Source organism: Curtobacterium sp. GD1 (genome assembly GCF_020882855.1).
GTDB lineage: Bacteria > Actinomycetota > Actinomycetes > Actinomycetales > Microbacteriaceae > Curtobacterium.
In genome coordinates this window covers 1-12752 of record NZ_JAFEVQ010000039.1, presented here as the reverse complement: position 1 = coordinate 12752, position 12752 = coordinate 1, and the positions used below count along the sequence as shown (strand labels likewise).

Genomic DNA, 12752 nt, shown 5'->3' with positions numbered 1-12752 from the left:
TTCGAGAAGGTGGAGGGATGGTGGAGCACGCGCCGTCGGGCGCTCCGGGAGAGGGAGGGGTGAAGCGGATGCGATGCATCCGCTTGTGACCAGTGTAGACCGAAACGGAAGGTCCGCATCCGCTTATTCCCAGAAAGTTCAACTAGCGTCGAGGCCGTGAGCACCACCGACCTCGAGCGCCCCCTCCGCGCCGACGCAGCACGCAACCGCGAGCTGATCCTGCAGACGGCACGCAAGTGCTTCGCGGAACGCGGGTTGTCGGTCACGCTGAACGACATCGCGCACGAGGCCGGGGTCGGCGTCGGGACGGTCTACCGCCGCTTCGCCGACAAGGACTCCCTGATCGAGGCGCTGCTCGCCACCAAGTTCGAGGCGATGAACGACGCCGCGGCGCGTGCGGCGGACGAGTCCGATCCGCGCGAGTCCCTGCGGGTGTACCTGATGGGCGTGTTCGAGTTCCGTGCACGCGACCGGGCCCTCGCCGACGCCATCGTACGTGCCGGCAAGTCGCGTCCGTCGATCGTGCAGGAACGCGATCGACTCGAGACCCAGGTCTCCGAGATCATCCGCCGTGCGCGGGACGCCGGCGTCGTGCGGGTCGGGTTCGACTACCGCGACCTGCCGATGCTCACCTCGATGGTCGGCGCCGTCGCGGACACCACCCGCGCGCACGACCCGAACGCGTGGCGCCGCTACGCCGAGGTCCTCATCGAGGGCGTGCTCCCGGGCGAACGGGAAGCACCCATGCTCGGCGACCCGCTCGACCGTGAGTCGATCGAGCGAGCGCTGCACGCGCAGTCCTGACGCCGCGCACGCCGCAGTCCCGGCACCGCGGCGGCCGAGCGCTACAACCAGCTCGGCACCCAGTAGTGCGACCGGACGAAGTCCCACGGCATCTGCATGCCGGTCCACATCGGGAACCAGTACGCCGACGCGAGCACCACGACCCCGAGGTACACGCCGACCCAGACGACCGCTCGGGTCCGGCGTGGCCGGAGATCGTCCCGTGACCCGAGCACCAACCCGATCGCCGCGGCGAGCGCCATCACCATGAAGGGCTCGAACGAGACCGTGTAGAACTGGAACACCGTTCGGTTCACGTAGAGCAGCCACGGCAGGTACCCCGCCGCGACGCCCATCAGGACGAAGGCGTACTCCCACCGGCGGCGCAGGATCCAGAGCACCAGCAGCGCCACGGTCGCGATGACCGCCGCGTACCAGATGAACGGGTTCGCGATGCCGGTGATGGCCTCCCCGCAGCGGGTCGCCGTGCAGCCGTCCTGGCCGGCGTTCGTGCCGACGTAGTACATCGACGTGGGCCGCTGCATGACCAGCCAGAGCAGTGGGTTCGCCTGGTACGAGTGCGGGGTGTGCAGGCCGATGTTGAAGCCGTAGATCTCGGACTGGTAGTGCCACCAGTTCTGCAGGCTGTCCGGCACCCACGACAGCACGCCGGTCCAGCGCTGCCCGCCCGTGGCGATCCAGTCGCGGTCCCAGCCGTCCTTCGACACGAACCACCCGGTCCACGACGCGACGTAGGTGACCGCCGCGATCGGCACCGTGAGCAGGAACGACGCCGGTCCCTGCTGCAGCCAGGCGCTCGAGGACCAGAACTCGATGCCGGCCCGCTTCCGCAGCATCATGTCGGTCAGCACGGAGTACACCGCGAAGAACGCGAGGAAGTACATGCCGGACCACTTCGTCGCGGTCGCGAGTCCGAGCGCCACCCCCATCGCGATCAGCCACGGACGCCACCAGAGCACCGGTCCCCAGAGCGTGTCGCGGCCGGCTGCCGTGCGCCGGGCGACCCAGGCGTCGAGCCGCCTGGACGTCCAGCGACGGTCGAGCAGCAGTGCGCCGAAGCCGAGCACCACGAAGAACGTCAGGATCCCGTCGAGCAGGCTCACACGGGACAGCACGATCGCCTGCCCGTCGATCGCGAGCAGGAAGCCGGCGAGGGTGCCGACCAGCGTCGAGCGGAAGAGCGACCGGGCGATGACCGCCGTGAGGAACACGGTCGCGATGCCGAGCACGGCCACGGCGAACCGCCAGCCGAACGAGTTGTCCGCGCCGAACAGGAGCATCCCGAGGCCGATGAGGTACTTGCCGAGCGGCGGGTGCGCGATGAACTCCGCAGCGCTGGTGAACAGCGAGGTCTCACCGGACGCGAACCGCTGGTCCGTCGTCGGCTGGGAGCTGTCGGCGGGGTTGCCCGGCCAGGTGCCCTCGTACCCGAGGTGCACGATCGACCAGCCGTCCTTGACGTAGTACGTCTCGTCGAACACGAGCGAGTGCGGGTGCCCGAGGGCGACGAGCCGCAGCACCGCGGCCAGCAGCGCGACGGCCAGGGGCCCGGCCCAGCGCCAGACGGCGACGCGCCTGGCGGTGGAGAGCGTGCGCCCCCACCAGTCGTCGAGACGGGAGCCGACCGGCCCGTCGGGGACGGCGGTGCGGTCGTCGGTCAGCTCGCTGGTCATCGAGAGAGCATCCTACGGACCGACGCCATGTCTCCGCTGTCGCGCTCAGGCGACCACAATGGTCCCGTGATCGTGCTCGCAGCAACGCCCATCGGCAACCTCGGAGACGCCTCCCGGAGGTTGGTCGAGACCCTCTCGAACGCGAGTGTGGTCGCCGCCGAGGACACCCGCACCGCGATCCACCTCATGCGGGCGCTCGGCATCGAGAACCGCCCGCGCCTCATCGCACTGCACGAGCACAACGAACGGGCGAAGGCAGCCGAGGTCGTCGAGCTCGCGCGGGACGAGGACGTCGTCGTCCTCACCGACGCCGGCATGCCCGCCATCAGCGACCCGGGCTTCCCCCTCGTCGAGGCCGCTGCGGCCGCCGGGGTCACGGTCACCGCGCTGCCGGGACCCTCGGCGGTGCTCATGGCGCTCGCCGTGTCGGGGCTGCCGACCGACCGCTTCAGCTTCGAGGGGTTCCCGACGCGGAAGGGCGGGGAACGTCGGCGGCTCTTCGCGTCGCTCGCCGGGGAGCAGCGGACGATGGTGTTCTTCGAGTCGCCGCACCGGTTGGGCGACACGCTCGCGGACATGGCCGCGGGCTTCGGGGACGACCGGCGCGCGGTCGTCTGCCGCGAGCTGACGAAGCTGCACGAGGAGGTCCGGCGCGGGTCCCTCGCGGAGCTCGCGGCGTGGGCAGCTGACGGGGTACGCGGTGAGATCTGCGTGGTCGTCGAGGGGTCGACCGGTGCGCTCGACGACACGACGATCGAGGACGGCGTCCGGCTCGTGCTGGAGCGTGTGGCCGCCGGATCGCGCATGAAGGAGGCGGCCGCGGCCGTCGCGGACGCGACGGGGCTGTCGAAGCGCGACCTCTACGAGGGCGCGCTGGCGGCGCGGTAGACGCGAGCGTCACCGGACTGGAGGCGCGGTTCCGGACACGCACCGCGCCTCCCGTCCGGTTCTCCACAGGTGGCGCGCGGGGCGCGTCATGCGGCTCCCGCCCGCCCGTAGGATGGTCCGCATGTCCGACGGGTCCTCGTTCAGCATCACCACGCCGATCTTCTACGTGAACGACGTGCCCCACATCGGGCACGCCTACACCGAGGTCGCCGCGGACGTCCTCGCGCGCTGGCACCGGCAGCGCGGCGACGACACGTGGCTGCTCACCGGCACCGACGAGCACGGGCAGAAGATCCTGCGGACGGCCTCGGCCAACGACGTCACGCCCAAGGAATGGGCCGACCGGCTCGTGACCGAGGCGTGGAAGCCGCTCCTCGACACGGTCGACGTGGCGAACGACGACTTCATCCGCACCACGGACGAGCGCCACGAGCGCGGCGTGACGGCGTTCCTGCAGAAGCTGTACGACGACGGCTACATCTACGCGGGCGAGTTCGAGGGCTTCTACTGCGTGGGCTGCGAGGAGTACAAGCAGCCGAGCGACCTCGTCCCCGGCACCGGTGCGTACGAGGGGCAGCAGGTCTGCGCGATCCACTCGATCCCGGTCGAGGTGCTGTCCGAGCGCAACTACTTCTTCCGCATGTCCGACTTCGAGCAGCGCCTGCTCGACCTGTACGAGTCGAACCCGCTGTTCATCCAGCCGGAGAGCGTCCGCAACGAGATCATCTCGTTCGTCAAGCAGGGTCTGCGCGACCTGTCGATCTCGCGGTCGAGCTTCGACTGGGGCATCCAGATCCCCTGGGACCACGACCACGTCCTCTACGTGTGGTTCGACGCCCTGCTCAACTACGTCACGGCGCTCGGGTACGGCACCGACGACGACGAGGCCTTCCAGCGCCTCTGGCCGAGCGTGCACATCGTCGGCAAGGACATCGCCCGGTTCCACGCGGTGATCTGGCCGGCGATGCTCATGGCCGCCGGTCTGCCCGTCCCCGAGCGCGTGTTCGGCCACGGCTGGCTGCTCGTCGGCGGCGAGAAGATGTCGAAGTCGAAGCTGACCGGGATCGCGCCGTCGGAGATCACCGACACGTTCGGGTCCGACGCCTTCCGCTACTACTTCCTCCGTGCCATCACCTTCGGGCAGGACGGCAACTTCAGCTGGGAGGACATCTCCGCCCGCTACCAGGCCGAGCTCGCGAACGGCTTCGGCAACCTCGCCTCCCGACTCGTCGCGATGCTGCAGAAGTACTTCGACGGTGCGGTGCCCGAGCGTGGGTCGCTGACCTCGTCCGACGAAGCGATCGACGCGCTCGCGGTCTCCGTCACCGAGCGCGCCGACGCCGCCATCGCCGCGTTCGCCCCGCACGAGGCCATCGCCGCGGTGTGGGAGCTCGTCGACGCGCTGAACGGGTACATCACCGAGCAGCAGCCGTGGGCGCTGGCGAAGGACGACGCGCAGCGCGAGCGGCTCGGCACCGTCCTGGCCACCGCGCTCCGTGGGCTCGGTACCGTTGCCGTCCTGCTCTCGCCGGTCATGCCGAAGGCGACCGAGAAGCTCTGGGCCTCGATCGGCGCCGGCGGATCGATCGCCGAGCAGCGGGTGGACCGTGCCTGGGAGTGGCAGGGTGCCTCGACCGTGGTCCCGCTCGAGTCCGGGTTGTTCCCGCGCATCGAACAGTCGGAGCAGGGCGCAGCGTGACCGACGCCCACCTCCGCGCCCGTGGTGACGGCGACGGGTCCAAGCGGGACCTGACCTACCCGCCCCTGCCCGAGGCGCTCGTCGTCCCGGTCTACGACAACCACACCCACATGGAGATCGCCGACGGCGGCGACGGCGCGCTCGACTACCGGGAACACCTCGACCGCGCGTCGAGCGTCGGCGTCCGCGGTGTCGTGCAGGTCGGCACCGACCTGGCCACCTCGGAGTGGTCGGCGGCCATCGCCGCACGGGAACCCCGGGTCCTCGCCGCGGTGGCGCTGCACCCGAACGAGGCGCCGTCGCTGCAGGAACAGGGTCTCCTCGACGAGCACCTCGCCGGCATCGAACGGCTCGCGGCACTGCCCCGGGTCCGGGCGATCGGTGAGACCGGTCTCGATTTCTTCCGCACCGGCGAGGACGGCCGCGACGCCCAGGTCCGTTCGTTCGAGGAGCACATCCGCATCGCGAAGGCGCACGACCTCGCGCTGACGATCCACGACCGCGACGCGCACGACGCCGTGGTCGAGGTCCTCGACCGTGTCGGCGCTCCCGAGAAGACCGTGTTCCACTGCTTCTCCGGCGGTCCCGACCTCGCCCGGCTCTGCGCGGAGCGCGGCTGGTACATGTCGTTCGCCGGCACCGTGACCTTCAAGAACGCGGCCCCCCTGCGTGCCGCGCTCGAGGTCGCACCGCGTCACCTGATCATGGTCGAGACCGACGCCCCGTACCTCACGCCGACGCCGTTTCGCGGCCGCCCGAACGCGCCGTACCTCATCCCGCTCACCCTCCGGTCGATGGCCGAGACCCTCGGGACCGACGCCTCGATGCTCGCGGCACAGATCGCCTCGACCACCGAGCTCGTCTACGGCGCGTGGGACGCCGAGCCCGTGACGGTGGAGCAGTAGTGGCGTCGCTCCTCGGCCCGGCGGAGATCCGGGACCTCGCGGCCCAGCTCGACGTCACGCCGACGAAGAAGCTCGGCCAGAACTTCGTGCACGACGCGAACACCGTCCGTCGCATCGTGGCGTCCGGTCGGGTCACCGCCGACTCGAAGGTGCTCGAGATCGGTCCCGGTCTCGGCTCGCTGACGCTCGGGTTGACCGAGACGGGCGCGTCCGTCACCGCGGTGGAGATCGACGGCCGGCTCGCCGCCCAGCTGCCGAACACGGTCGCCACGATGCAACCGGCGGCCCGGCTCGAGGTCATCCACCAGGACGCCCTCACCGTCGCCGCGACGGACCTGCCCGAGGCGCCCACGCACGTCGTCGCGAACCTGCCCTACAACGTCTCCGTCCCTGTGCTGCTCCACCTGCTGGCGACCTTCCCGTCGATCGAACGGGCGCTCGTCATGGTGCAGGCCGAGGTCGGCTACCGCATCGCCGCGGGCCCCGGCAGCAAGGTCTACGGGGCGCCGAGCGTGAAGGCCGCCTGGTACGGGTCGTGGTCGATCGCCGGACAGGTCAGCCGGCAGGTGTTCTGGCCGGTGCCGAACGTCGACAGTGTCCTCGTCGGGTTCGACCGGCACGACCCGCCCGGGGACGAAGCACTGCGGGCGCAGGTCTTCGCGCTCGTCGACGGGGCGTTCCAGCAGCGGCGGAAGATGCTCCGCCAGAGCCTCTCCGGTGTCCTCGGCAGTAGTGCCCGGGCGTCGGATCTCCTCACCGCCGGCGGGGTCGACCCGACGGCTCGGGGCGAGATGCTCAGCGCCGACGACTTCGTGCGGCTCGGCCGGACGGTCCTCGCCGCGGCGGAGTGACCCCGGCGGCCGCGTCCGCCGTCGTGCTCCAATGCCCGGGGCGCTGGAACCCCTCCTGTAGGACCGTGGCCGCGTCGCCTCGCGCCGCGTTGACCTGCATCTGCGTGAGGAACACCGCGCCACGGAGATCGGTGCCGCGTAGGTCCGCGTCGCGGAGGTCCACGCCGAGCAGATCGCAACGGTCCAACCGGGCGCCCCGGAGGTCCGCCGCGATGGCGAGCGACCCCCGCAGCGTCGCCCCGCGCAGGTCGGCCCCGCGCAGGTCCGCGCCGACGAGGTCCGTCCCCGGACCGACTCGCTGGTCGTGGGCACCGACCGGACCCTGCCGACGCGCGATCGCACTCGCCTCGAGCAGGAGCGGACGGGCACGGTCGTACTCCGCGTCGACGTCGAGGGTGGCGAGGTCCTCCGGCGTCCCGTCGCTCAGCAGGCGGACGCGCTCGAAGCCCGCGACCCAGGGGGTCTCGTCGTGTGTCGCTCGCACGAGGGTGATCGCCTCGTCGAGGTACCGCAGGAGGTCGTGGAGTCGTCGGACGATCGGGAACGTGGCGAACATGGACCGCTGCGTCTCGGGGTCGTCGCGCCACGAGCGGCCCGCGAAGGTGTGCCGGGAGACCTTCTGCCCGGCCCCCGAGCAGTCGAACACCGTGCAGCCGGAGAAGCCCCGCTCACGCAGGTGCGGGTGGATCCGGCAGCCGTCCGCGTCGTCGAGGTTCGTGCACGGGTCGCCGGCGTCCTTGTCGAACGGGAAGTCCGCGGACTTCGCGAACGCCAGGGCGACGCAGCACAGGCCGAAGCAGTTCGCGCAGTCGGCGCCGAGGTCCTCTCGTCGCCCCAGCTCGACCCGCGTCCGCGCCGCCATCAGTGGTCGTTGACCCGGACGACCGTCCCACCGGTCAGCGACAGCAACTGCTCGAAGGTCAGGGGGAGCACGCTGTTCGCGGTCCCCGCCGCCGACCAGACCGTGTCGTACTCGCGGAGCGCCTCGTCGACCACCGTGCGGATCGGGGCCGGGTGCCCGACGGGCGAGACGCCGCCGATCGGCTGCCCGGTGATCTCGCGGACCTGCTTCGCGGTGGCCATGGTGAGCTCGGTCGCGTCGATCTGGGCGGCGAGCAGGTCGGTGTCGACCCGGTGCCGGCCGGACGTCATCGCGAGCAGGGGTTCCCCGTCGGCCAGGAACAGCAGGCTGCTCGCGATCGCTCCCGGTTCGGTGCCGAGCGCGGCGGCGGCCTGCGCGGCGCTGTGGGTCGAGTCGGGGAGTTCCCGGGCGGTCGCGTCGATGCCGGCTTCGGCGACGATGCGCTGGACGGTGGCGAGGCGGTCGTTCATCACCGTCCATCCTCGTGGGAAGCGGTGTCGAGCGCGAGCACCTGCCCCGAAGTCATGGAAATCCAACATGTTTGCCGACCGGCTCCGTGCCCGCCTACGGTCGTCCCGACGAACCGAAGGAGACACCATGAGCGTCCAGTACCGACCGCCAGCCACCGACACCGCTCCGGCCGTGGTGCGTCACGGAGTCCGCGTGTTCACCGCGGCGGAGATGGCATCGATCCTCACACGAACGCCGCCGCGCGAAGGGACGCGGGAAGAACGTCGAGTTCGGCTGCATCGCGCGCTGAACTCGTTCCAGGGTGAGGTCAGGCCCGCACCGGTCGAACACTTCCGACGCACCGCCGTCTGAGCGGTGTTCGAGCCGCTCAGCCCGACGGCGTTCGGTGACCGCGGAGTGCTCACCTACTCCACCTGCACCGCGCGTCCGGACCAGGTACTCCTCGACAGCAGTTTCGTGCTGCGCGCCCTGAACCCCTCCGAGCCGGATCACGTCGAGGCCGTCGCGTTCCTCGACCGCCTCGACCTGATGGACACCACGATCCTGTACACCACGCTCCTCGAGCTCGACGTGTTCGACGCGGCGTTCGACATCGGCCAGGACGCTGATGTCGACGTGGGGGCTCACCACCCGGGGAGCAGTTCAGGTCGCGACCGCGATCGCCGCCGAAGTCAGCGCCATCGTCACGTGCGACGTCGCGTTCGGCACCGTTCGGCGCGAGGAACTCCCGCTCCTCATCTCGCCTGACGGCGTCGATGCTGCGCGGCGACTGCGGTCCGGATCCGCGAGCTGACGAGATCACGAGCGTGATGCGATCGCACCGCCCCTACGATGGCCGCATGACCGACGGGACGGTGCGATCGCACGCGCAGGGGATGGCCGCCGACAACGTGCTCGCGGCGACCGGTCGCACCCCGGACGACTGGTACGCCCGCATCGACGAGATCGACGGACGGACGATCGGGCACACCGCCATCGCCGCCTGGATCGTCGAACAGGGCGTCGAGCCGTGGTGGGCGCAGGGCGTCACGATCGGGTACGAGCAGGCGCGGGGCCTCCGGATCCCCGGGCAACGATCGGACGGCTCGTTCGCGGTGTCGGCGTCGCGCCAGGTGCCCGGGGAGCGCGAGACGGTGCTCGACGGGGTCGTGCCGGTCTGCACGACGGCGTTCGGGTTCGCCCCGACCTCGGAACGCCGGGGCGGGAAGCGGCCGTCGGCGCGGTGGACGTTCCCCGATCGCGAGTCGGTGCTGCTCACCACCGAGGACGGCCCCAGGGCGGGCACGGTCCGGATCGCCGTGCAGCGGGAACGGCTCACCGGACCGGAACGCATGCCCGACGCCAAGGCGGAGCTCCAGGACCTGCTCGCGGCACTCTGATCCGGGGTCCCGAACGGGGCACGCGCGGATCGATCGGATGGCCCTAGGCTTCGACGGGTGTCTGCACCGCGTTCCCGTTCCGCACTCGTCCTCCTGCTCACGGCAGTGGTCGCAGGGTGCGCCATCGTGGTCTTCGCCGTGCTCGCGCTCCTCCGGGATCCGTCCGACGACGCCGCGTGGGTGGCCGTCGTGCTGGGCGGGCTGTTCGTCGCGTGGGGGATCACGTTCGACCGCCTCCCCGACGATGACGACGGGGACGGCGCCGGCGACCACCACCACCACGACCACGACCACAGCCACGGCCAGGGCTGGACGCCCCGCCGCCTCAACGCCGCCCTGTCGACCGGCCTGGCGATGACCGGCGCGTACGTCGTGATCCGCGCGCTCGGCCGCCCGGTCGACACGGCGCTGGTCGGGGCCCTCGCGTGGCCGGCCTGGCGACTCGTCAACCGGATCCTCGACGGCGTGATCCGACGGCGCGGAGCCCGCGGCGAGGCGGACGGCGCCACCGACTGAGCGAGGCGGACGGCGCCACCGAAGGCGAGCCGGTCGTCAGTGCCCCCGCGACGCCAGCGCCTCGATGAGCTGCTGCTGCGTCCCGTCCCGCTCCGACCACCGCAGCGGCAGCACGTTCTGCACCAGGATCTCCGGCGCGGCGCCGCCCTGCAGCAGCGACACCACCTCGTCGAGGAACGAGGACAGCGGCATCCCGCCGAAGTCGACGCCCTCGCCCATCAGGTCCGTGGCGACCGCCGGCGGCACGAGCTCGAGCACCGAGACGGGCGACCCGGTCAGCTGCTGGCGGAGCGACTGCGTGTACGAGTGCACCGCGGCCTTCGTGGCGCTGTAGGTCGGGGTCGCGGCGAGCGGTGTGTACGCCAGCCCCGACGACACGGTGACGATCGTCGACGCCGGACGACCGAGCAGGTGCGGCAGGAACGCGTCGATGAGGCGGATGGTGCCGAGCAGGTTCGTCTCGACGGTGGCGACGGCGTCTGCCAGGTGCTCCGACGATCGCAGGTCCTCGGCGCGCATGATGCCCGACATCGTGACGAGGGCGTCGAGCGACGGGTAGGCATCGATGACGGAGGCGGCCGCGGCGGTGATCGACGCCGGGTCGGTGACGTCGAGCTCGACGGTGCCGAAGCCGTACTCGTCGTGCAGTGAGTCGAGCAGGGCGCGACGTCGGCCGCCGATGACGACGGTGCTGCCCGCTGCCTGCAGGCGCTGGGCCAGCCCGAGGCCGATGCCCGAGGTCGCGCCGGGGATGAAGACGGTGGAGTTCGTGATGTCCATGACGACCACGATCCACCCGCCCGACCGCCCGAACCAGAGCGCCGTCATCGGGGGACCGCCGATCCCTGGCACGGTCGCCGGGCCCGGTGCACGATGAAGGCATGGACCGCCCCGGGCTCGCCGACTTCCTCCGCCGCCGCCGCGAACTGCTGCGCCCCGAGGACGTCGGACTCGGATCCGGGCAGCGCCGCCGCACGCCGGGCCTCCGGCGCGAGGAGGTCGCCGCGCTGGCGGGGATGTCCGCCGACTACTACACGCGCCTCGAGCAGCAGCGCGGACCGCAGCCGTCCGAGCAGATGGTGGCGGCGATCGCCCGGGCGCTCCGCTGCAGCCTCGACGAGCGCGACCACCTGTTCCGCCTCGCCGGGCACAACGCGCCCGCACGGGTCCACCGTTCCGACCACGTGGACCCCGCGATCCTCCGGGTGCTCGACCGCCTCGAGGACACCCCGGCGATCGTGGTGAACGACCTGGGGGAGACCCTCGTCGAGAACCGGCTCGGGGCGGCGCTCCTCGGCACGACCACGGGGTTGCCGGGCAACGAGCGGTACCAGCCGTGGCGCTGGTTCATGACGGGCTACGAACGGGCGAAGTACGCGCCGGAGGAGCACGAGCGGCTCGCCCGGGCACAGGTCGCCGCACTCCGCGCCGCGGTCGGCGCCGCGGGACCGACGGACACCCGGGCAGCGGAGCTCATCGCCGACCTCGAGGCGAACAGCGCGGACTTCCGAGCGCTGTGGTCCCTGCACGAGGTGGCGAGCCGGTGGGAGGACCACAAGACGTTCGTCCACCCCGAGCTCGGTCGCATCAGCGTGGACTGCCAGGTGCTCCACACGACGAGCCAGACGCAGGCGCTGCTGCTCTTCACGGCACCGACGGGCAGCGAGGACGCGCAGAAGCTCGAGCTCCTCGGCGTCGTCGGCCAGCAGACCTTCGCCCGCTGACGGAGTAAACCCGCGTCACACACCTGGCGACTCCCGGCAGGCCGTGCCTAGGGTGGCGAGGTGAGCACTCCCCGCGTGTACGTCATCCACGAGAACCCCGAGTGGTTCCCGCCGCTCGCCGCTGCCTTCGAGGCCGAGGGGGTCCCCGTCGAGGAGATCCTCCTCACCGAGGGACAGATCGACCTCGCAGCCGACCCCGAACCGGGCGTGTACTGGTCGCGGATGTCGGCGAGCTCCCACACGCGCGGGCACGAGCACTCGAAGGAGTACACCCGCGCGGTCCTCGGCTGGCTCGAGCGCGCCGGTCGACCGGTCGTCGGCGGCAGCCACGTCCTCGAGCTCGAGGTCTCGAAGGTCGCCCAGCACGGACTGCTCCGGAACGCCGGGTTCGACGTGCCCCGCACCACGGCCGTCTTCGGGCGCACGACGCTCAAGCAGGCGGCCCACGACTTCACCGGCGGCCAGGACGTCCCGTTCATCACGAAGCACAACCAGGGCGGCAAGGGCCTCGGCGTCCGCCGGTTCGACTCGCTCGCCGAGTTCGACGCCTACGTCGACAGCCCGGAGTTCGAGGAGCCCGTCGACGGCATCACCCTGCTGCAGGAGTACCTCACGGCCCGCGAGCCGTTCATCACGCGCGCCGAGTTCGTCGGTGGCGAGTTCGTCTACGCCGTCCGCGTCGACACGAGCGCCGGCAGCTTCGAGCTGTGCCCGGCCGACGCGTGCGAGGTCCCGCAGGTCATCGCGGGTGCTGTCTGCGACGTCCCCGGCACCGAGGTCGCCGGGGCACCCCCGGCGTTCAGCGTCCGCACGGAGGTCACCGCCGAGCACCCGCTCGTCCAGCAGCTCCGCGGGTTCCTCGCCGAGCAGCGGATCCAGATCGCGGGCGTCGAGTTCATGGAGACGACGGACGGTCGCACGGTCGTCTACGACATCAACACGAACACGAACTACAACCCCGCCGTCGAGGAGACCGCGCC

The 12752-nt window shown here is 71.2% G+C and carries 15 protein-coding genes; 11 read left to right on the top strand and 4 right to left on the bottom strand.

Annotation, left to right across the window (positions count from 1 at the left end; all coding sequences use genetic code 11):
* Positions 1 to 156: 156 nt before the first annotated feature.
* On the top strand, positions 157 to 804 hold the full coding sequence (locus JSX79_RS16460; RefSeq protein WP_071296070.1) for a TetR/AcrR family transcriptional regulator: 648 nt from the start codon (positions 157 to 159) through the stop codon (positions 802 to 804).
* Positions 805 to 845: 41 nt separating this feature from the next.
* Here the strand turns inward: JSX79_RS16460 and JSX79_RS16455 are convergent, their stop codons facing one another.
* Complete coding sequence (locus tag JSX79_RS16455; protein WP_229087170.1) at positions 846 to 2477, bottom strand: dolichyl-phosphate-mannose--protein mannosyltransferase; 1632 nt, start codon at positions 2475 to 2477, stop codon at positions 846 to 848.
* A gap of 66 nt (positions 2478 to 2543) precedes the next feature.
* Here JSX79_RS16455 and rsmI point away from each other — a divergent pair, with 66 nt between their 5' ends.
* From rsmI to rsmA, 4 genes are all read left to right on the top strand, one after another.
* Positions 2544 to 3365: a 16S rRNA (cytidine(1402)-2'-O)-methyltransferase gene (gene rsmI, locus JSX79_RS16450; RefSeq protein WP_070418096.1), complete on the top strand. Its 822-nt coding sequence runs from the start codon at positions 2544 to 2546 to the stop codon at positions 3363 to 3365.
* Between the two features lie 121 nt (positions 3366 to 3486).
* Positions 3487 to 5064: a methionine--tRNA ligase gene (gene metG / locus JSX79_RS16445; protein WP_092385954.1), complete on the top strand. Its 1578-nt coding sequence runs from the start codon at positions 3487 to 3489 to the stop codon at positions 5062 to 5064.
* Positions 5061 to 5969 carry a TatD family hydrolase gene (locus JSX79_RS16440; protein ID WP_070418098.1) on the top strand — a complete coding sequence of 303 codons (909 nt, stop codon included), beginning with the start codon at positions 5061 to 5063 and terminating at the stop codon, positions 5967 to 5969. The genes metG and JSX79_RS16440 overlap by 4 nt, the downstream gene beginning before the upstream one ends.
* Positions 5969 to 6820 (top strand): 16S rRNA (adenine(1518)-N(6)/adenine(1519)-N(6))-dimethyltransferase RsmA, encoded by an 852-nt coding sequence (gene rsmA, locus JSX79_RS16435; protein WP_229087169.1) that lies wholly within the window; start codon positions 5969 to 5971, stop codon positions 6818 to 6820. The genes JSX79_RS16440 and rsmA overlap by 1 nt, the downstream gene beginning before the upstream one ends.
* Here the strand turns inward: rsmA and JSX79_RS16430 are convergent.
* Positions 6765 to 7682 carry a pentapeptide repeat-containing protein gene (locus tag JSX79_RS16430; protein ID WP_229087168.1) on the bottom strand — a complete coding sequence of 306 codons (918 nt, stop codon included), beginning with the start codon at positions 7680 to 7682 and terminating at the stop codon, positions 6765 to 6767. The genes rsmA and JSX79_RS16430 overlap by 56 nt on opposite strands.
* Positions 7682 to 8152 carry a YbaK/EbsC family protein gene (locus JSX79_RS16425; RefSeq protein WP_071296066.1) on the bottom strand — a complete coding sequence of 157 codons (471 nt, stop codon included), beginning with the start codon at positions 8150 to 8152 and terminating at the stop codon, positions 7682 to 7684. The genes JSX79_RS16430 and JSX79_RS16425 overlap by 1 nt, the downstream gene beginning before the upstream one ends.
* Before the next feature lie 127 nt (positions 8153 to 8279).
* Between JSX79_RS16425 and JSX79_RS16420 the strand changes: the two genes are divergently transcribed.
* From JSX79_RS16420 to JSX79_RS16405, 4 genes are all read left to right on the top strand, one after another.
* Positions 8280 to 8504, top strand: coding sequence for a hypothetical protein (locus JSX79_RS16420; protein WP_229087167.1), 225 nt, complete (start codon positions 8280 to 8282; stop codon positions 8502 to 8504).
* Positions 8505 to 8549: 45 nt separating this feature from the next.
* Positions 8550 to 8900 carry a hypothetical protein gene (locus JSX79_RS16415; RefSeq protein ID WP_229087166.1) on the top strand — a complete coding sequence of 117 codons (351 nt, stop codon included), beginning with the start codon at positions 8550 to 8552 and terminating at the stop codon, positions 8898 to 8900.
* Positions 8901 to 8992: 92 nt separating this feature from the next.
* Positions 8993 to 9532 carry a DUF4287 domain-containing protein gene (locus JSX79_RS16410; RefSeq protein ID WP_229087165.1) on the top strand — a complete coding sequence of 180 codons (540 nt, stop codon included), beginning with the start codon at positions 8993 to 8995 and terminating at the stop codon, positions 9530 to 9532.
* A gap of 57 nt (positions 9533 to 9589) precedes the next feature.
* Positions 9590 to 10048 (top strand): hypothetical protein, encoded by a 459-nt coding sequence (locus JSX79_RS16405; protein WP_229087164.1) that lies wholly within the window; start codon positions 9590 to 9592, stop codon positions 10046 to 10048.
* 36 nt (positions 10049 to 10084) lie between these two features.
* Here JSX79_RS16405 and JSX79_RS16400 read toward each other — a convergent pair whose 3' ends face one another.
* Positions 10085 to 10876 (bottom strand): SDR family oxidoreductase, encoded by a 792-nt coding sequence (locus tag JSX79_RS16400; protein WP_229087163.1) that lies wholly within the window; start codon positions 10874 to 10876, stop codon positions 10085 to 10087.
* A gap of 53 nt (positions 10877 to 10929) precedes the next feature.
* On the opposite strand from JSX79_RS16400, the gene JSX79_RS16395 reads away from it, so the two are divergent.
* Both JSX79_RS16395 and JSX79_RS16390 read left to right on the top strand, forming a co-directional pair.
* Positions 10930 to 11772, top strand: coding sequence for a helix-turn-helix transcriptional regulator (locus tag JSX79_RS16395; RefSeq protein ID WP_229087162.1), 843 nt, complete (start codon positions 10930 to 10932; stop codon positions 11770 to 11772).
* Between the two features lie 60 nt (positions 11773 to 11832).
* The coding region (locus JSX79_RS16390) for a RimK family alpha-L-glutamate ligase (protein WP_229087161.1) at positions 11833 to 12752 on the top strand (920 nt) is incomplete at its 3' end.